Source organism: Hydrotalea sp. GW822-HT8A01 (assembly GCF_058798575.1).
In genome coordinates this window covers 1,618,809-1,637,055 of record NZ_CM179506.1, presented here as the reverse complement: position 1 = coordinate 1,637,055, position 18,247 = coordinate 1,618,809, and the positions used below count along the sequence as shown (strand labels likewise).

Genomic DNA, 18,247 nt, shown 5'->3' with positions numbered 1-18,247 from the left:
TTGGATTTGTAAAAACGGTTGGCGGTCAACCCATAGCTAATTTCTATACTTATTTTGAATTGAGGTAATTATTGTTAAAAAAAATAAAACGGTATTTTTTACCGTGCTTTTACGGGGTTTTTTCTGCGGGTTACTACGTGTTTTTGATACCGTGTTTTTACGGTTTTTTACCCCGTGTTTTTACGGTTTTTTTTGCGGGTTTGTACACAAAAAAGGTTAGTGCTGAATTGTTTATGAATGAAATTAATCTGTAATTGATTGATAAACAAAGGGTTCTGAATATAATTCAAGAAAACTATTAAATAGTTTTACTCTGTCATTTAAAAACAACAAATTTCGAAACATCTAAAAACCTACAGCCATGCAAACTATTGAAAAAAAATCATTAAAGGTTGGTAAATACGTAAATACCGCTCATGTTGACAAAGTAATCCGTAATTACAAACAAGAACGTTGGGTACACAACAGTGAAAGAATTGGTAAAGAAGATTCATTAAGTGGATGGTGGAGCATAGAAGAGATGGAGGAATTTATTGCCAAAGCCAAAAGCCATGGTGCCGATGGTATTAAATTTTATTTTGGCGCTTACGATGCCGATTATGCGGAAAAACCGGAATATGCCGGCCGCCAAACCCTGGTAATGGTAGGTACCAAACACAACGAAACCGGTATGGGTGTTTTGAATAAAGATATTTACTATACCGATGCCAGCGGGCAAAGCAATATTCTGGCGTATAATGCAATGAGTTTATGCCCCCCCTTCTGCTCAGGCACATTGGGCAAAAGTATTGATGACAATGAACTGGGGGTTACATTGGTAGACAAAGGGGAAGACGGTATGATTTTAATTTAACATTCCTATTGTTTAAATAAAATTTTATTCAAAAGAATCAAATAATTGATTCTTTTTTTTATTTTCATTTATGAATTTTATTGCGTTATCAATTTTAATGACTAGTTGGCTTACATCTTTAATATACCATATTAAAGAATCTAAGCCTAATAAATTATTCTCATTTGCTATTTTTTTATTGGTTACATTTATTATTGAAATTACAGGAGCCTACCTCAGTTCAAAAGTTATTTCTACCATCCCATTATATAATATTTTTACCACTTTTGAATTCCTATTTTATATATACACCATTCGCCAATTCATTCACCGTCCAATAGCAAAAAAAATATTTATATATATCATCATAGTGTATGGCCTTGCGGCATTTATCAATATTTTCTTTATCCAGGGCATCATGGTATTTCATACCATTACCTATGCAGCCGGTTGTTTGGTAGTAGTATTTTGTGCAGTGTATTATTTTTTTGAAATTTTGTTCCGCCCCACACCGGTTACCCTGGTGCGTATGCCGGACTTCTGGATTTGCAGTGGTTTATTATTTTATTATGCGGTGAGCTTCCCTATGTATGGTTTTGTGAATTATGTGATGAGTTTACCACATACTTTATTAAAAAATTTTAATCTTTTCATTCAGATTTTGAATATTATATTGTATACAATGTTTAGTATTGCATTCTTATGCCGATTCAAGGTAACGAAATCACCTCTATCATTGTACTTGGAACCGTACTAGGTTTTAGTCTGGTAGGATTCATTGTAGGCATGGTATTGTTGTACCAACGGCGCCAGCATAATTTTTTACGGGAAATGACCCTGCTGAAACAACGCCACGAACAGCAAATTTTAAGGGAAAGAATTATTGTACAGGAACGTACCATGACCAATATTGCACAGGAACTGCACGATAGCATTGGCCAGCAATTACAGGTTATTAAATTAACGATAAGTACTGCCCGCATTATGCTTCAAAAACCTGAGGCCAAAGAAATGCTGATAAGCTCTGCCAATAGTTTAAAGTTTGTAATTGCCGATATATCGCGCCTCACTAAAACCCTGCATACAGAAAAAGCAGAAAAAATTAATTTGGAATTCTCCATTTCAAATGAAGTAGACCGTTTAAGAGAAAGTGGCAAATACCAGGTAAAATTTGAATACCCTACCAGTAATTTTCAGGTAAAATTTAATGAAGAAACCAATATATTTTTATTCCGCATGTTTCAGGAAGCACTCAGTAATATTATTAAACATGCGCATGCTACTGCTATTGATATTTGTATGTATTATCCGGAAGAAAATAAATTTGTTTTGAGTATTAAAGATAATGGCGTGGGCTTTAGTATAAAAGAAAAAATGGAAGAAGCATCTAAAAACTCCGGGCTTGGGTTAAGCAATTTATATAACCGGGCAAAAATGATTAATGCAGAAATAGAAATTAGCAGTATCTTAGAGTACGGAACTGAAATTAAAATAATTTTACCGCTATCAACCACCCATATTTTACAACAAAACGCTGACTTATGATTGGCAATGCCAATAATATACCATCCTATAAAGTAGCAGTAGTTGACGATCATGTTTTATTACGCAGTGCTTTAGCCCGTTTAATTTGCAGTTACGAAAATTATACCGTTGCTTTTGAAGCCAGTAATGGTAAAGAATTTATTGAAAAATTAAGTAAACAGGTATTGCCCGATATTGTGCTGTTAGATATTAATATGCCTGAAATGGATGGTTATGAAACGGCCCGTTGGTTAACCAAACACCATCCGCACATTAAAATATTGGCGCTTTCAATGGAAAGCGATGATACCAATATTATTCAAATGATAAAATTAGGAGCCAAAGGGTTTTTAATGAAGAATGTAGAACCGGAAGAATTGAATGGCGCTTTAGATTCAGTGTTGGACAAAGATTTTTATTTATCTGATACCATTTCCGGTAAAGTAATCAGTGGTTTGCAAAGTGGCGCCCAGAAAGCCTCTGAACCCGAAACACTCACCGAAAAAGAAAAAGATTTTTTACGTTTAATTTGTACCGAATTAACCTATAAAGATATTGCCGAACGTTTATTCATCAGTCCCCGAACTTTAGATGATTACCGCAATGCCCTTTTTGAAAAGCTGAATGTACACAGCCGCATGGGCCTGGCCATTTATGCATTAAGAAATAAATTGGTAGATATTAATCAGTTGTAATTCATTTGAAACCATTGCTCAGTTATGCACTACCCAATGTTATAATTCAATAACGGAGCCACCGGTTTAAGTTCCAAGAAGTTTCTTCCCTATTATTTACTCAAATTCATACTTCTTTCCTTGTACAGGGTTCTGAAGTAAGGGTCACGTAAATCTTTAATAAACCGGATGGCTTCGCCGGTGCTTTTCATTTCAGGACCCAGCTCTTTACTTACACCGGGGAACTTATCGAAACTGAATACCGGTTCTTTAATGGCATAGCCGTCTAATTTCTTTTCAATCACAAAATCGGTCAATTTTGCAGCACCCAGCATTACTTTGGTAGCTATGTTTAAATAAGGCACCTGATGGGCTTTTGCAATAAATGGTGTGGTACGGCTGGCTCGGGGATTGGCTTCAATCACATACACCGTATTGCCTTTAATGGCAAATTGTATATTAATCAACCCTTTTATATTTAAAGCACGTGCAATTTTCTCGCTGTAATACTCCATAGTTTCCACCAACAAAGGGCTTAGGTTAAATGCGGGCAACACGGCATTGCTATCGCCACTGTGAATACCTGCCGGCTCTATATGTTCCATCACACCCATTACATGAAAGTTTTCGCCATCAAAAATGGCATCTACTTCTGCTTCCTGGCAACGGTCTAAAAAATGGTCAATTAATATTTTATTATCCGGAATATGTTTTAAAAGGCTCACTACTGCTTTTTCAACTTCCTCATCATTAATTACAATCCGCATTCTTTGTCCGCCTAAAACATAACTCGGCCTTACCAAAACAGGATAGCCCACTCTGTTGGCCACTTCAATAGCTTCATCGGCAGTAAAAGCGGTGCCATATTCAGGATAAGGAATATCCAATTGTTTCAACAAATCGCTAAAACGGCCGCGGTCTTCGGCAATATCCATATCATCGAATGAGGTGCCAATGATTTTAATCCCTTTTTCATATAAGCGTTTCGATAATTTCAATGCGGTTTGTCCGCCCAATTGCACAATAACCCCTTCTGGTTGCTCTAATTCAATAATTTCCCACAAATGTTCCCAAAACACTGGTTCAAAATACAATTTATCGGCCATATCAAAATCGGTAGATACGGTTTCAGGATTACAGTTTACCATAATGGCTTCATATCCACATTCTTTAATGGCTAATAAGCCGTGCACACAGCAGTAATCGAATTCAATACCCTGGCCAATTCTGTTGGGGCCGCTTCCTAAAACAATGATTTTTTTTCGTGCAGATGGGATGGATTCGTTGTGAAGAAGGTTATTGCTCATGAGTATGAAATTGTGCAAATGTAACAACCTCTCATTTTTTTGAGCATATTTTTTTGAATGAAATATGAAAATAGAAAAATGAAGCATACAAAACACAGATTGGAAAGTTTTGGGCGATATGCCTTTTAAGTAAATTTTTTCTCGCAAAGAAATGATACCAAAAAAACCTTTGCTGGCTTCGCGAACAATCTTAGCGTGCTTTGCGTGCAACTTATTTTTTCTCGCAAAGAGCGCAAAGAAATGATACCAAAAAAAACCTTGCGGGCTTCGAGAACAATCTTAGCGTGCTTTGCGTGAAACATATTTTTTCTCGCAAAGAGCACAAAGAAATGATACCAAAAAAACCTTTGCGGGCTTCGCGAACAATCTTAGTGTGCTTTGCGTGCAACTTATTTTTTCCCGCAATGAGCCAAAGAAATGATACCAAAAATACTTTGCGGGCTTCGCGAACAATCTTAGCGTGCTTTGCGGGCAACTTATTTTTTCTCGCAAAGAGCACAAAGAAATGATACCAAAAAAAACCTTGCGGGCTTCGCGAACAACCTTTGCGGGCTTCGCGGGCAACTTATTTTTTCTCGCAAAGAGCACAAAGAAATGATACCAAAAAAAACCTTGCGGGCTTCGCGAACAACCTTTGCGGGCTTCGCGGGCAACTTATTTTTTCTCGCAAAGAGCACAAAGAAATGATACCAAAAAAAACCTTGCGGGCTTCGCGAACAACCTTTGCGGGCTTCGCGGGCAACTTATTTTTTCTCGCAAAGAGCACAAAGAAATGATACCAAAAAAAACCTTGCGGGCTTCGCGAACAACCTTAGTGTGCTTTGCGGGCAACTTATTTTTTCTCGCAAAGAGCACAAAGAAATCATACTCCCAAAAAAACTTTGCGGGCTTCGCGAACAACTTTAGCGTGCTTTGCGTGCAACTTATTTTTTCCCGCAATGAGCCAAAGAAATGATACCAAAAATACTTTGCGGGCTTCGCGAACAACCTTAGCGTGCTTTGCGGGCAACTTATTTTTTCTCGCAAAGAGCACAAAGAAATCATACTCCCAAAAAAAACCTTGCGGGCTTCGCGAACAATCTTAGCGTGCTTTGCGTGCAACTTATTTTTTCTCGCAAAGAGCACAAAGAAATCATACTCCCAAAAAAACCTTGCGGGCTTCGCGAACAACCTTAGCGTGCTTTGCGTGCAACTTATTTTTTCTCGCAAAGAGCACAAAGAAATCATACTCCCAAAAAAACTTTGCGGGCTTCGCGAACAACCTTAGCGTGCTTTGCGTGAAACATATTTTTTCTCGCAAAGAGCACAAAGAAATGATACCAAAAAAACCTTTGCGGGCTTCGCGAACAACCTTAGCGTGCTTTGCGTGAAACATATTTTTTCTCGCAAAGAGCACAAAGAACAATATAGAGCAAAATTTATAATCGATTCACAATTCTGTGAATACCGTCTTTCAAAAGTTTTGTATTAAAATTAATAAGCAGTGCTAACTTTTTATCTGCCAGTTTTAAATAGGTTAATGTTTGAGCAAAATGAACAGCAGCTAAATTCTCAACAGACTTTACCTCAATAATTACCTTATTTTCAACCAGTAAATCAATCCGATAGCCAATATCCTGCTTCACTTCTTTATAAACCAATGGCATGGGAACCTGTGTTTTCACTTCAAGCCCTATTTCCCTTAAATCATAGGCCAAAGTGGTTTCATAAACAGACTCTAATAATCCCGGTCCTAATTGGGTATGCAAATCTACAGCCACACCAATTATTTTATATGATAATTCGTTTTCATTCATAGACTCATTCAAAATAAATGATAACACTTTACTGTTTTCGTTATACGCATTTGCAGTAAGGCTAATTTAAAGAAAACAGCAATATTACCACTTACGTAATTGTTGTAATACAGCGCGAAGATCCTTAGGGATGGGAGCTTCTAATTGGAATGTTTCATTGTTCCATTTAAAAGATAATCCAGAAGCATGTAATGCCAATCGTTGTAACAAAGGTTTTTCTTCCTCTGCCTGTTTTGCTAACTTAAAATTGCGCTTAATGGAAGAAAGCAGCAATGGTGCAGGATTGCCATATAAAGCATCGCACACAATACTATGCCCAATATACTTCATGTGCAACCTGATTTGGTGGGTGCGACCGGTATGAATTTGAAATTGCATCCAGGCATATTTTCCAAAATTTTCTACCAATGCATAATCAGTAATAGCAGGTTTACCCTTGTTGTCTGTTACCATTAAACCATTTTTGCCGGGATGTGCAAATATGGGTACATCAATGGTGCCTGTTGTATGCACCGGAACGCCATATACCAGGCCATGGTATATTTTGTTCACTTCCCTAGCTTCAAACATTTGAGAGAGCGTACGGTGGGTGGCTTCATCTTTGGCAAAAACAATCACCCCACTGGTATCTTTATCTAACCGGTGAACGGTGTAGATATTGCCATATTTTTCTTTCAATATATCTTTTAAACTCAGCTCCTTTCCTATTCGGTCGGGAATACTTAATAAACCCGATGGTTTGTGTATGGCAATGAATTGTTCGTTTTCAAGAATAATATCCAATTTCATCATAATTGCAACTGAACTTAAGCATGATTTTTATCTTTCACAAATCCGGAACCGTTCATAAACTTTAAGTTTCTGATTTCTTTTTCGTTTAAAAAACGCCAGGTGCCCCGGTCTATATTTTTTTTGGTAAGTCCGGCAAACAAAACTCTGTCTAACCCACGCACATCATAGCCCAAATGTTCAAACATACGGCGTACAATGCGGTTACGGCCACTGTGAATTTCAATACCAATTACCGATTTATCTTTTGCATCGGCATAAGCAGCGCTATCGGCCTTAATAAATCCATCTTCTAATTGAAATCCTTCGAGTAAAGCTTCGAAATCTTTTTTAGCCACAGGCTTATCTAATTTCACCTCATAAATTTTCTTTACCTGAAAAGAGGGATGTGTTAACTTCTGCGCCAATGCCCCATCGTTGGTAAGCAATAAAACACCGGTTGTATTCCTATCTAACCTGCCTACGGGATATACCCTTTGTTTGGCAGCATCTTTCACCAAATCCAGCACTGTTTTTCTACCTTCCGGATCTTTAGCGGTAGTGATATAATCTTTGGGTTTATTCAGCAGTATGTACACTAAGTTTTTTTGCAGAAATATTTTTTTGCCTTTCCATTTTACATCTTCATTCCCCAACACTTTATAGCCGGGTTCAAAAATGGTATCGCCATTCACGGTAACCTGTCCGGCTTTAATTAATTCAGCCGCTTCTCTCCTTCCACAAATACCGGCATGCGCTAAAAACTTATTTAGTGGCATAGGCGCAAGGGGATCGGCAGCTACCGTAATAACGGGTGCAGTTGCTTTTTGCTTTGAGGAATCGGGAAATGATTTAGAGGACTGACGCACCTCTTTTTCAGGGATAAGTGCGGTTTTATCAAAATTTTTTGATCGGGATGGTGGGGCAGGTGCTGCAGGAGCAATACCATGTTTTTTTTCCCATTGTTTTTTTCGGAATGCTTCACCTTCTGCACGGGAAGCGGCTTTTGCTTTTCTTTTTTCCTGGCGTATGGCCTCTTTTTTCTTAGCACCTTTGGGGCTGCTATCCATAAACTTTTCAAATGCTTTCGCCATATATTTTCTTTTACTGTTTTACAACAGGCAGCGCAAAAGTATGTAAAATAATGCACGGTAAGGCATTAAAGCAGTGTACAGTCATTTGCAACCGGCGTTACAAATGCTTTTTGTTGTACTTTTTAATGTGTTTATGCCATGCATGGCGATGCCTGCTTTTGCCTTTAAAATGATAGGGTTGCGCCATTGCCCCAAAACTTAGTAGCAGGGCTACAGAAAGTACACTCCAAATTTTTTTCATTTGCTCATTTTTTGATTTTTATTGTATTACCACAGTGCTGAACCATTAGCCTAATGTATACAGCTATTATTGCAGCGTATGAAATACAAATAGCATATAGGTTAAAACAAGCATAAATATAATTAAAAAAACAGCTCAAAGTGTATGAACTGCCATTCTTAACGATTTAATAAGGACTAATCAATAATTTTATTTGCCTTTATTGGCCAATTGGCCACAGGCGGCATCAATATCTTTCCCTCTGCTTCTACGCAAACGGGCATTTACCCTGTTTTTTTCCAGATGTTGCATAAACCGTTCCATTCCTTCTTCATCCGGTTTTTGAAAAGCAAATGCATCAATGGGGTTGTATTCAATAATATTCACCAAATCGGCAGGAACCTGACGATATAATTTAATCAAATCTTCCGCATCTTTTTGTGAGTCATTAAAGTTTTTAAATAAAATATATTCAAAAGTAATTTCATTTTTTGTTTTGGCATAAAAATAATTGAGTGCTTCCACCAATGCCTTCAGGTTATTGGTTTCATTAATGGGCATAATTTCATTACGTTTAGCATCGGTAGGTGCATGCAATGAAAGCGCCAGTTTAAATTTTACAGCATCATCGCCCAATTTTTTGATTTGTTTGGCTACCCCGGCAGTTGATACGGTAATGCGCCTTGCACTCATGTGAATACCATCTTCTGCTGTAATGCGATCAATGGCTTTTAATACGTTGGTATAGTTCAATAAAGGTTCGCCCATGCCCATAAACACAATATTGGTTAACTTTTTTTGGTACAGGGCTTCACTTTGTTGGTTAATGAGCATGACCTGGTCATAAATTTCATCAAAATTTAAATTGCGTTTTCTATCCATGTAACCGGTAGCGCAGAATTTGCAACTTAAACTGCAACCAATTTGCGAGGAAACACAGGCCGTTTTTCTTTCATCGGTAGGAATTAAAACGCCTTCAATTTTATGCCCGTCGAAAGTGGTAAAACGGGTTTTAACGGTACCATCGGCGCTGTTTTGTGTAGTATCGATGGTTAATGCGGGCAGTGAAAAATGTTCGGATAGTTGTTGCCGAAGTACCTTACTTAAATTGGTCATATCATCAAACCCGGAGGCATGTTTTAGCCAAAGCCATTCCTGTATTTGTTGTATTCTGAATTTTTTTTCGCCAATGCTTTCCATAAACCCGGCTAACTGTTCGTTACTCAACGCACGTATATTCGGTAATTGATTCATGCGGCAAAGATAAGTACAGAAGCGTCAAGAGGTATATTTTGCCAGATAATGTGATTTGTTTTCCTTTGCAACACATTTATTTGATGATACTTCATAAAAAATAATTTATATATGAAAGCGGTTTATATAATTGATGCTGTACGCACCCCTATTGGCCGTTATGGCGGCAAATTAAGCACCATGCGGCCCGATGATTTACTGGCATTGATGATATCAGCGTTGCTTCAACGCAATCAGAACATAGATGTAAATAAAATAGAAGATGTAATTGCCGGAGCAGCCAATCAGGCGGGTGAAGACAATCGCAATGTAGCAAGGATGGCCGCACTATTGGCAGGCTTACCCGTTACGGTAGGCGGCAATACCGTAAACCGCTTATGTGCCAGTGGTTTGCAAGCCATTATGGATGCAGCCAGAGCTATTGCCTGTGGCGATGGGATGCTGTATATAGCCGGTGGCGTGGAAAGCATGACCCGTGCCCCCTTTGTAACTGCCAAGAGCGATGGTGCCTGGAGCCGTAAAACCGAAACCTACGATACCACCATTGGCTGGCGTTTTACCAATAAAAAATTAGCAGCCATGTATTACCCCTACAATATGGGCGAAACGGCTGAAAATGTGGCCAATCAATGGAAAATTAGCCGGGAAGAACAAGATGCTTTTGCTATGGCTTCACAACAAAAATATGCAGCTGCATTGGCTGCGGGTAAATGGAAAGACGAAATTATTCCGGTTGAAATTACCGAAAACAAAACGCCAACTGTTTTTGCTGCGGATGAACATCCACGCCCAACGAGTTTGGAAAAATTAGCCGGTTTAAAAGCTGCTTTTGCCAAAGAGGGTTCAGTAACAGCCGGCAATTCGAGCGGCATTAACGATGGGGCTTCAGCTTTATTATTAGCCAGTGAACAGGCAGTTCAATTATTTAATTTGCAACCCATGGCCAGGGTGGTGAGTATGGGAACTGCCGGGGTGGATCCTTCCATTATGGGTATTGGACCGGTACCCGCCAGCCGTAAAGCATTGCAAAGAGCCGGCTTGCAGGCCAATGATCTTGATTTGATAGAATTGAATGAGGCCTTTGCCAGTCAGAGTATTGCCTGCATGCGCGATTTATCACTAGACCCAACTAAAATTAATGTAAACGGAGGCGCCATTGCTTTAGGGCATCCTTTGGGATGTAGTGGTGCCCGTATTTCAACCACATTGGTGCATGAAATGAAAAAGCGAAAAGCCAAATATGGATTGGCAACCATGTGTGTAGGGGTTGGGCAGGGTGCAGCTATAGTGTATGAGGGGATGTAATAATTTTTACCGGCAATATAAAAGACCTACTGAAAGGGAAACAAAATAGAATGATATTTACTGATTTTGAAAAGCAATAGAACCAGATTGCACCACATTCAAAATTGCACACCTGCATGCACGACAATTTGCTGTATCATGATTTACCAAAAAATATACATCAAATACCTACCAGTTGTACGTTACCGTTATTAATACCCATCTGGGAAAATTTGTGTATTGTGTATAGTTAGTATAGGTTGCTGTTATAAAGTTGCTGGCAAAATACTTAGTGAAAAAAATATTGCTGGCATTTAAGCCAATCGATACATGGTGCTTTTCATTCAACATAAAAGCCAATTCATCCATATAAGAAAATCTGGAAGGCTGATTAGGAGCAGCAATATAATTTCCGCTAAATTTTCCAGTAACAGAAAATATAGATTTATATTTCCATGACAAACCCATATCCAAGGAAGAAATGTAGGAAGTAAATACGTTAGTGGAATTATTGGCAGAACTTGAACGGTTAAATGTTTGAAAAAAATTGCAATCGGCAATCAGTGCTTTATTAAATTTTATACTTGTTGCTAAACCTACCCGTGTTGAAGTATTTTTTGCCTGATACAAACCAGCCCCGATTCCATTATATGATTGAATTTGAGAGAAACTTAATTGTGGGGCTATTTTAATTGTATAATTATGATAGAATTTTTCCAGCCTCATAAAAGCAGTATACAACTCCATATATTTATCTGTTACGGCATTATAGATAAAATTATCTGTTAATCCGGGATTAGAAAATGAGATATAATTTTGGGGTTGTTTTGTATACAACAACCCTATCAGGAATAATTGTTTCTTATTAAAAAAATCCAACCAGGAATAATTCAGATTTAAACTTCGAGCATTGCTAATATACAAGGAATCCTGCCCTTTAGAAATGGAATTAAAATCGGTGAATTGATAACCTGCTCCGGCTTTGTTTATGTTAGGATATACCGGCTCATTATTATAAGCAAATGACAGATTTTGATGGGAAGACAGTTTGAAAAATACTGAAAAAAAAGGCGTGAGTAAATTTTGTTGTAAACTGTTAGCAGAAAAACCAGGCAGATTGATGATGTAAAAATATTTTAATCCATATACCAAATTAATATCTTTTCGATACCACCACTGGTCTTCTAATTTACCCATAAAATAATTATAACGAATTTGAAAATGGTTAATGGAATCATTTGAAAATGAATACATATAAAACATGCTATCGGTTACACTAATTGAATTAGATAGTGAACTTGAACTGGATTCATTCAATAATTGAAAGGAAATTTTATGATTATGTAATTTTTGAATATAGGATACAGATGCAATAGTATGATTGGCCTTTTGCGATTCCTGTTGCTGTATAAGCCACCAGTTTACCGATTGGGGAAAATGTTTAAAATAATTAGCAGGTAATAATTGCAAATTACCAGGAAGTTGTGAAGAGGAAAATTGAAAGCTACCCAACACTGCTGCATGATTACTGAACTTGTGTATATACAAACTCTTTATAAAAGTATTACTGTGTTTAAAATTATAATTTTCATTGTATAAATAGCCAAATTGGCTCCCGCTGTTCAATAATGTATTATTATTCATCATGAAGCGTCCAAGTAATGAAATTTGATTATTTGGGCGGATATAATTGATGCTCAGTTGTTCTTTTAAGCCATTGATGTGCTGATTAATATATTGATTGCTATAGGTGCGTAGAATCAGCGGTGGAAGGAGAAATGCTATATTAGTATTTAATTTCTGTGCAAAAGTATCAGTAGAAATTGCCAAGGTATTCCTAACAATGAAATACTTTAATGGCCTGAAAAAAGAAGTAGCTAAAAGCGATCTTGTTTTATTTTCAAAAAGTGGATTGTTTTTGGCATCCACATCATTGGGCATATTAATTAACGATTTCAAAGTATTGCTAAAATGATTATTGAAGCTCAGCAAATCTGTTTCATCATTTTTATCATCCTGATTTTGGAATATTTTTTTTGATAATGTACCTGTATTATTCGCATTTACTTGTAAAAAATTCTTGAAATTTTTAAAAACAGACATGTTTTGTACATTAGTTACATATCTATTAATGAATCCACCGCCCAACTCAGCGTTCCCAAAATTTTGATTGATGAAACTTGAATCATACTTAAGATTAATGACCTGACGATTACTATAGTTATCAAAACTTGAAATAATGTTTTCATTATCGGTATAGTTATCAATTACTTCAATCTCTTTTAAGCCAGTTGGCGGTAATTTGCTGGTTAAGTCTCCATAATCTCTTCCCATCAAATCATCCCCTTCAATTAATATTTTATCGATTATTTTTCCATTAAATTTAATTTTACCATTATTTAACACTTCAAACCCGGGCATATTGCTTAATAAGTTGCCGATATTTTTTTCATTACCTGTTCTAAATGATTTTACATTAAAAGTAGTCGTATCACCACGCACATAAATAGGAATTTCAGATTTTACAATCACTTCAGGCAAAGGAGTTGTTCTGTGTTGCAAGTGAATAACCAGAGGTGTACTGGGGAGTTTAAAATCCGATTCAATTTTAAAAACTTTGCTATTATAATTAATGCTATTAACTTCTAAAATACCGGGGAGTTTTTCTTTTTTAATCGAAATAGTAAAATAGCCATCTTCATTTGTTATAGCATAAAGAAAAGGCTGGCTGATTGTATCTTTTTTAAAACTTACAATTACAAATGAAACAGCTTTATCGGATGAATCTTTTACATATCCATTTATGATAACTGTTTGTGCAAATAGCTGTAAAGAAAGAATGGTTAAAAGCAGACATATAAATAATTTTTGCATTACTATTCTAAATAAACAAATAATTCGTTATTTATTATGAATGCTATTCAACAAATCACTCATAGTTTTTGCACTTTTTATATTTTTCATGTGTTGTGCTTGTCTCATCTTGTTTTGTTCATTAAAAGCCGTTCGTCCAATAGCTGTGGCAGCATTACAAGGTGTTGCTTTCACCCATTGTTTGGCAGGCCATTCAAAATAAGTCATAACAACCTGTGTATGTGTGGTTAAATTATTAAGCTTCACCAATAGCCCTGGTAAACCTCTGAGTTGCAGCGGTGCTACAGCAACGGGTATAGAAGGGGCAAACCAGGCATCGTATTCCATACCGGCAAAATTTCCTTTTGCTTTACGGCATAACAGTCCATTAATGGTAAGGGTATCAGGTAATACTTGCCAGGTTATAAAATGCAAGGTATCTATTACGCAAACCGGTTGCAAATTGGCATTTAATTCATTTTGCAAAGTAAAATTTGTACGTAAGTTGCCATATATGTATCTGGGAGGTAGTGCTTGATTCTTTTTGTTAATGGTATCAATCACCTTTTCAAAATTGAGCGAATCTTGTTTCGACAATGTTATAATTCTACTTTTATAATCATTACTTGCCCTGAAATCTTTTCTTCTAACATTGTATATATAGGTATCTGCAGAAAACCAAAAATCAATGGTTTCATTATTATAATTATTAAAAAGATGATAAACTGCGTAACCTTTTTTACTTGTGATTTGAGCATACAAAACAGGTAAATTAAACACAACCATAATCACAACAAAAATGTATTTTTTCATTATCAAAAAGGGTTTAATCAATATAATAATAATTTTAAAAAAACTAAGCAATCAAAGAGAGTTGCCCATTATTACAATCTCCCGGAATGATATTAGAAAGGTACCAGTTTACTGCATAAGTATTACAATCGTATGTGATATCATACAAAAAATAAGTATATGAACCACAGGCAGTATTAAATTCATAAGTAAAGAATGTAGCATTACACAAAGAGAATGTTATTGGGCTACTTTGCTTTGGGATTTCTTTTTTTTCAGCAGCATTACTACCAATTATACAAAGCATGGCAAATAATGAGGTAAGTATTATTTTTTTCATAAACAATCATTTTAAGATGTATTAATTAATAGTTTAATAATACGAATATATATATTATAATTTACAAATTTTTAAATTATTTTAATCAATTTTTAATACATATCATCGAAACCTAACAGAAAAGTTTAAACAAAGCATACACCTAACACAATTAATGCATCATCAACATTCAATAAAATATGATTCAAATTTTCTTAGAGGTTATAAATAATAATATCATTTTGCACTAAGCTGTTTTTTAAATACCTGAATAACAGCTCAAACCCATAATGCTAATAATTTTTGCCCCGATTAATGGTTGAAAAAAACGTTTTTCATCACTTTATTTTACCGTTCATCCTAATCAGTCGAAGAAAAAAATCATGAATTTTTACATAAATGATTGATAATCATTTATTTGAGATAATCATAGAATTCCTTAGTCAACCTATTACTAAAATAAACTTAGTACCATGTGTTACATAGTACCAAATAAAATTGTATCTTTGTGTTGTCAATGAGACAAATTATCTTAAAAACATAAAAAAATGAAAACACAACAAAAACAATTCTTCGCTAACTTAACCCAATTAGAAGTTGCACAATTAACCGCCGAAACAAAAGAAACCATTGCCAGTGCAGCCATTTTAAAAACCGTTAAACCGGTTTTAAGTGCCGCCAATTTATGGAACATACACAGAATGAGAAAAGTTAGGGGACAGAGAAGATATTTGGCTTTATAATAAAATTGATCCCAATAATAACTATGGGTGAGAAAAATGAATTGAAAAACAAATGCTTTACAAAAAGCAAACATTAAAACTCCGAAAAGTATGGACATTCAAAACACACAAAGCCAGATGCGTAAAGGGGTATTGGAGTTTTGCATCTTATCAGTCATTCGCCAGGGCGAAGTGTATCCGAGCGATATTGTTGCACAAATGAAAGCCGCCAACTTAAACATTTTAGAAGGAACATTGTACCCATTACTTACCCGTTTAAAAAATGCAGGCCTGCTTAGTTACAGATGGGTAGAAAGTAGTAGTGGACCACCGAGGAAATACTTTATGATGACGGATAAAGGTTTGGCGTTTTATGAAGAATTAAAAGATACCTGGAACGAACTGGCCGATGCCGTTCATGCCTTAACTAAGCCTAAAAACCAAAACAACGAAACAGACCAACCTTAACCAACTTTCTGAATGGAATGATGGAAACGGCCATACCATGTCGGCACCCATTTTATTCGGCAAACAAAACATTTAACCATGAAAAAGGTAATCAACATTAATTTTCAGGGAAGAGTTGTTCCCATTGAAGAATCTGCCTATGACAATTTACAGCAATATATAGACAGCCTGCGTGTATATTTTGCCAATGAAGAGGGGCGTGATGAAATTATTAATGACATAGAAGGAAGAATTGCAGAACTATTTGCAGAAGTGCTTCAAAAAGGCAATACCTGTATTACAGATGCAGATGTAGAATCTGTATTAAATAGTATGGGAAGGCCACAGGATTTTGATGCAGAAGGCGTAAACAGTGCAGAACAAACCACTGCAGAAAACAAAAGAAACAATACCGGCAGCAGCTCAACTTCCGGCAATCGTTTATTTCGCGATGAAAACAATAAAATTTTGGGCGGTGTGTGTAGTGGCATTGCCAACTACCTAAATATTGACCCCCTAATTATTCGTATTCTTACTGCCATTTTTATTGGTGTAACCTTCATTCCCTATTTGGTTTTATGGATTGCAGTACCCAGTACTGCTTCCAAAATGATTGGCGCACAACGCAAAAAATTATACCGCGATCCGGATGATAAAATGATTGCAGGTGTGTGCAGTGGCTTATCAAAATATTTTGGCATCAATGTTTGGATACCAAGGGCACTATTCATACTGCCTTTTATATCATTTGCTTTCAGGCACTGGCATTGGGGATTATTTGATTTTCCAAGTTTTGTAAATTTTTCATTCAGCCCGGGTGCATTGGTAATTTATATTATATTCTGGATAGTATTACCCGAAGCAAAAACGGCTGCTGAAAAATTAGAACTACGCGGCGAAAAGGTAGATGTAGAAAGTATTAAAAATACCATTCAGAGCGATATGGAAGGCTTTAAAGAACGTGCTGAAAAAATGGGAAACGATATTAAAAATAAAGCACAGGAATTTGGCAAAAGCTTTAACGAAAAGAGTACAGAAATGGGTACAGAAGCAACTAACGTAGCACGCAAAACAGGTAGAGGATTGGGTGATGTAATTGTATTGTTGTTTAAAATATTTGCCTACTTCATTATTGGTGTGGTAGTATTTGCTATTGTAGCTGCATTATTTGCGTTGGGTGTAGTGTTTACCGGATTAATGCCATTAAAAAATTACATATTAGAAAGTGGTTGGCAAAGCATTTTTGCCTGGGGTACATTGCTGTTCTTTATTTGGGTGCCGGTAATTGGTATTGTTACTTTTATTATTAGAAAAATAGCCAATGTAAAAGGCAACAAAAACATTATCCGCTATAGTTTTACGGCACTTTGGTTAATTGGATTGTTTTGCTTTATTGGATTAATGGTTTCATTGCGCAATGATTTCAGATACCGCAATAACCCCATTGAACAAAACATCAGCATTCAACAACCCACTAAAGGCTATTTAGAAATTATTCGCGGGAATGAAAATAAATTTTACTATAACAATAACCGGTGGTTTAGATTAGAACCTTTTACCAGTATAGATGAAGATAGTGTATTTGTGAGAAATATCAACATTCGAATTGTACAATCAGCCACCGACAGTTTTTACATCACTGCCGTAAAATTAGCCAATGGTTCATCCAGAACTGTAGCCAATGTAAATGCCGATGCCATTACTTTTCAGCTTACACAAAACGATTCTACTATCCGGTTTAACAATGGCATTGCTATTAACCAAAACAATAAATTCAGAAACCAACATTTAATTGTTACCATAGCTGTACCGGTAGGAAAAAAAATAAAAATTACCAGCAAAAACAATTGGGATGATGGTACAGACAATATTTCGCTTGGGTTTGATGATAATTGGAACTGGGGTTGGAATGACAATGGAGCATTCAACTGGAAATCAAATGTAACTTATTTAATGACTAAAAATGGGTTAAAAGGTTTAGACGATGTTTCAAATGATAATGACAGTAATGATACCAACCTGCAAGAAAGCAAAAAAGAACTGCAACAACGATTAGAGCAATTACAAAAAGAATCGGAAGATTTAAAAAAAGAATTGAACCAACCGGACAGCAAAGACAGCAACCGCTATCACTACCAGCCCGAAGCACCCAAAAAAACAAAGGTTACCGCTACCACTAATGATTCTATTGACATGCAACAACAAAATGTAACAGATTTAATCAGAACGCGATTCGCGATTTAAAATAGGTTGAAGTTGGGAATACCCCTGTGCCACTGCCGTTCACGGTAGAGGCACTTTGTATATATCATTTAATACATGTATGCAATTATTTTTTTACACCATTGTTACTTCACTTAC

At 36.2% G+C, this 18,247-nt stretch carries 17 protein-coding genes; 8 read left to right on the top strand and 9 right to left on the bottom strand.

All coding sequences use genetic code 11. The annotated features are described in order from the left end of the window. Window positions 1-361: 361 nt before the first annotated feature. The 4 genes from AC3QLY_RS07175 (at window position 362) to AC3QLY_RS07160 (ending at window position 3,051) form a co-directional block, all read left to right on the top strand. Complete coding sequence (locus AC3QLY_RS07175; protein WP_492991141.1) at window positions 362-853, top strand: hypothetical protein; 492 nt, start codon at window positions 362-364, stop codon at window positions 851-853. Window positions 854-950: 97 nt separating this feature from the next. After that, window positions 951-1,589: a hypothetical protein gene (locus tag AC3QLY_RS07170; protein WP_218332137.1), complete on the top strand. Its 639-nt coding sequence runs from the start codon at window positions 951-953 to the stop codon at window positions 1,587-1,589. Then, a complete protein-coding gene (locus AC3QLY_RS07165; RefSeq protein ID WP_074420190.1) occupies window positions 1,535-2,377 on the top strand; it encodes a sensor histidine kinase in 843 nt (280 codons plus the stop codon). Before AC3QLY_RS07170 ends, AC3QLY_RS07165 begins: the two co-directional genes overlap by 55 nt. Continuing rightward, window positions 2,374-3,051 (top strand): response regulator transcription factor, encoded by a 678-nt coding sequence (locus tag AC3QLY_RS07160; RefSeq protein WP_074420189.1) that lies wholly within the window; start codon window positions 2,374-2,376, stop codon window positions 3,049-3,051. Before AC3QLY_RS07165 ends, AC3QLY_RS07160 begins: the two co-directional genes overlap by 4 nt. 92 nt (window positions 3,052-3,143) lie before the next feature. Here the strand turns inward: AC3QLY_RS07160 and AC3QLY_RS07155 are convergent, their stop codons facing one another. The 6 genes from AC3QLY_RS07155 to rlmN form a co-directional block, all read right to left on the bottom strand. Further along, window positions 3,144-4,337: a carbamoyl phosphate synthase preATP-grasp domain-containing protein gene (locus tag AC3QLY_RS07155; protein ID WP_218332142.1), complete on the bottom strand. Its 1,194-nt coding sequence runs from the start codon at window positions 4,335-4,337 to the stop codon at window positions 3,144-3,146. A gap of 1,418 nt (window positions 4,338-5,755) precedes the next feature. Then, on the bottom strand, window positions 5,756-6,133 hold the full coding sequence (locus AC3QLY_RS07150) for a GxxExxY protein (protein WP_218331405.1): 378 nt from the start codon (window positions 6,131-6,133) through the stop codon (window positions 5,756-5,758). Window positions 6,134-6,217: 84 nt separating this feature from the next. Beyond that, on the bottom strand, window positions 6,218-6,925 hold the full coding sequence (locus tag AC3QLY_RS07145) for an RluA family pseudouridine synthase (protein WP_228733216.1): 708 nt from the start codon (window positions 6,923-6,925) through the stop codon (window positions 6,218-6,220). A gap of 14 nt (window positions 6,926-6,939) precedes the next feature. Further along, the gene (locus tag AC3QLY_RS07140; RefSeq protein ID WP_218331383.1) at window positions 6,940-7,995 is read right to left on the bottom strand and encodes a pseudouridine synthase; all 1,056 of its coding nucleotides are present in this window, start codon (window positions 7,993-7,995) and stop codon (window positions 6,940-6,942) included. Between the two features lie 97 nt (window positions 7,996-8,092). Beyond that, on the bottom strand, window positions 8,093-8,236 hold the full coding sequence (locus tag AC3QLY_RS07135; protein ID WP_179853755.1) for a hypothetical protein: 144 nt from the start codon (window positions 8,234-8,236) through the stop codon (window positions 8,093-8,095). Window positions 8,237-8,425: 189 nt separating this feature from the next. Beyond that, a complete protein-coding gene (gene rlmN, locus AC3QLY_RS07130) occupies window positions 8,426-9,469 on the bottom strand; it encodes a dual-specificity RNA methyltransferase RlmN (protein WP_218331384.1) in 1,044 nt (347 codons plus the stop codon). A gap of 111 nt (window positions 9,470-9,580) precedes the next feature. On the opposite strand from rlmN, the gene AC3QLY_RS07125 reads away from it, so the two are divergent. Continuing rightward, complete coding sequence (locus AC3QLY_RS07125) at window positions 9,581-10,774, top strand: acetyl-CoA C-acyltransferase (protein ID WP_218331385.1); 1,194 nt, start codon at window positions 9,581-9,583, stop codon at window positions 10,772-10,774. 168 nt (window positions 10,775-10,942) lie between these two features. Here the strand turns inward: AC3QLY_RS07125 and AC3QLY_RS07120 are convergent, their stop codons facing one another. From AC3QLY_RS07120 to AC3QLY_RS07110, 3 genes are read right to left on the bottom strand one after another with little or no spacing between them, the layout of a single operon-like run. Beyond that, complete coding sequence (locus AC3QLY_RS07120) at window positions 10,943-13,627, bottom strand: hypothetical protein (RefSeq protein ID WP_218331386.1); 2,685 nt, start codon at window positions 13,625-13,627, stop codon at window positions 10,943-10,945. 27 nt (window positions 13,628-13,654) lie between these two features. Further along, on the bottom strand, window positions 13,655-14,419 hold the full coding sequence (locus AC3QLY_RS07115; protein ID WP_218331387.1) for a GLPGLI family protein: 765 nt from the start codon (window positions 14,417-14,419) through the stop codon (window positions 13,655-13,657). Between the two features lie 43 nt (window positions 14,420-14,462). Further along, window positions 14,463-14,738 carry a hypothetical protein gene (locus tag AC3QLY_RS07110; RefSeq protein ID WP_492991135.1) on the bottom strand — a complete coding sequence of 92 codons (276 nt, stop codon included), beginning with the start codon at window positions 14,736-14,738 and terminating at the stop codon, window positions 14,463-14,465. 527 nt (window positions 14,739-15,265) lie between these two features. Here AC3QLY_RS07110 and AC3QLY_RS07105 point away from each other — a divergent pair. From AC3QLY_RS07105 to AC3QLY_RS07095, 3 genes are all read left to right on the top strand, one after another. Further along, a complete protein-coding gene (locus tag AC3QLY_RS07105) occupies window positions 15,266-15,460 on the top strand; it encodes a hypothetical protein (RefSeq protein WP_218331389.1) in 195 nt (64 codons plus the stop codon). Between the two features lie 90 nt (window positions 15,461-15,550). Then, entirely contained in the window at window positions 15,551-15,907 is a 357-nt protein-coding gene (locus tag AC3QLY_RS07100) for a PadR family transcriptional regulator (protein ID WP_074417953.1), read from the top strand. 78 nt (window positions 15,908-15,985) lie between these two features. Beyond that, window positions 15,986-18,130 (top strand): PspC domain-containing protein, encoded by a 2,145-nt coding sequence (locus AC3QLY_RS07095; RefSeq protein ID WP_218331390.1) that lies wholly within the window; start codon window positions 15,986-15,988, stop codon window positions 18,128-18,130. The last annotated feature ends 117 nt before the right edge of the window (window positions 18,131-18,247 follow it).

Coding starts and splice junctions, on each gene's coding strand:
- AC3QLY_RS07125 (WP_218331385.1), top strand. CDS start 9,581: ATGAAAGCGGTTTATATAATTGATGCTGTACGCACCCCTATTGGCCGT.
- AC3QLY_RS07150 (WP_218331405.1), bottom strand. CDS start 6,133: ATGAATGAAAACGAATTATCATATAAAATAATTGGTGTGGCTGTAGAT.
- AC3QLY_RS07120 (WP_218331386.1), bottom strand. CDS start 13,627: ATGCAAAAATTATTTATATGTCTGCTTTTAACCATTCTTTCTTTACAG.
- AC3QLY_RS07095 (WP_218331390.1), top strand. CDS start 15,986: ATGAAAAAGGTAATCAACATTAATTTTCAGGGAAGAGTTGTTCCCATT.
- AC3QLY_RS07175 (WP_492991141.1), top strand. CDS start 362: ATGCAAACTATTGAAAAAAAATCATTAAAGGTTGGTAAATACGTAAAT.
- AC3QLY_RS07115 (WP_218331387.1), bottom strand. CDS start 14,419: ATGAAAAAATACATTTTTGTTGTGATTATGGTTGTGTTTAATTTACCT.
- AC3QLY_RS07105 (WP_218331389.1), top strand. CDS start 15,266: ATGAAAACACAACAAAAACAATTCTTCGCTAACTTAACCCAATTAGAA.
- rlmN (WP_218331384.1), bottom strand. CDS start 9,469: ATGAATCAATTACCGAATATACGTGCGTTGAGTAACGAACAGTTAGCC.
- AC3QLY_RS07100 (WP_074417953.1), top strand. CDS start 15,551: ATGGACATTCAAAACACACAAAGCCAGATGCGTAAAGGGGTATTGGAG.
- AC3QLY_RS07160 (WP_074420189.1), top strand. CDS start 2,374: ATGATTGGCAATGCCAATAATATACCATCCTATAAAGTAGCAGTAGTT.
- AC3QLY_RS07170 (WP_218332137.1), top strand. CDS start 951: ATGACTAGTTGGCTTACATCTTTAATATACCATATTAAAGAATCTAAG.
- AC3QLY_RS07145 (WP_228733216.1), bottom strand. CDS start 6,925: ATGATGAAATTGGATATTATTCTTGAAAACGAACAATTCATTGCCATA.
- AC3QLY_RS07165 (WP_074420190.1), top strand. CDS start 1,535: ATGCCGATTCAAGGTAACGAAATCACCTCTATCATTGTACTTGGAACC.
- AC3QLY_RS07140 (WP_218331383.1), bottom strand. CDS start 7,995: ATGGCGAAAGCATTTGAAAAGTTTATGGATAGCAGCCCCAAAGGTGCT.
- AC3QLY_RS07135 (WP_179853755.1), bottom strand. CDS start 8,236: ATGAAAAAAATTTGGAGTGTACTTTCTGTAGCCCTGCTACTAAGTTTT.
- AC3QLY_RS07110 (WP_492991135.1), bottom strand. CDS start 14,738: ATGAAAAAAATAATACTTACCTCATTATTTGCCATGCTTTGTATAATT.
- AC3QLY_RS07155 (WP_218332142.1), bottom strand. CDS start 4,337: ATGAGCAATAACCTTCTTCACAACGAATCCATCCCATCTGCACGAAAA.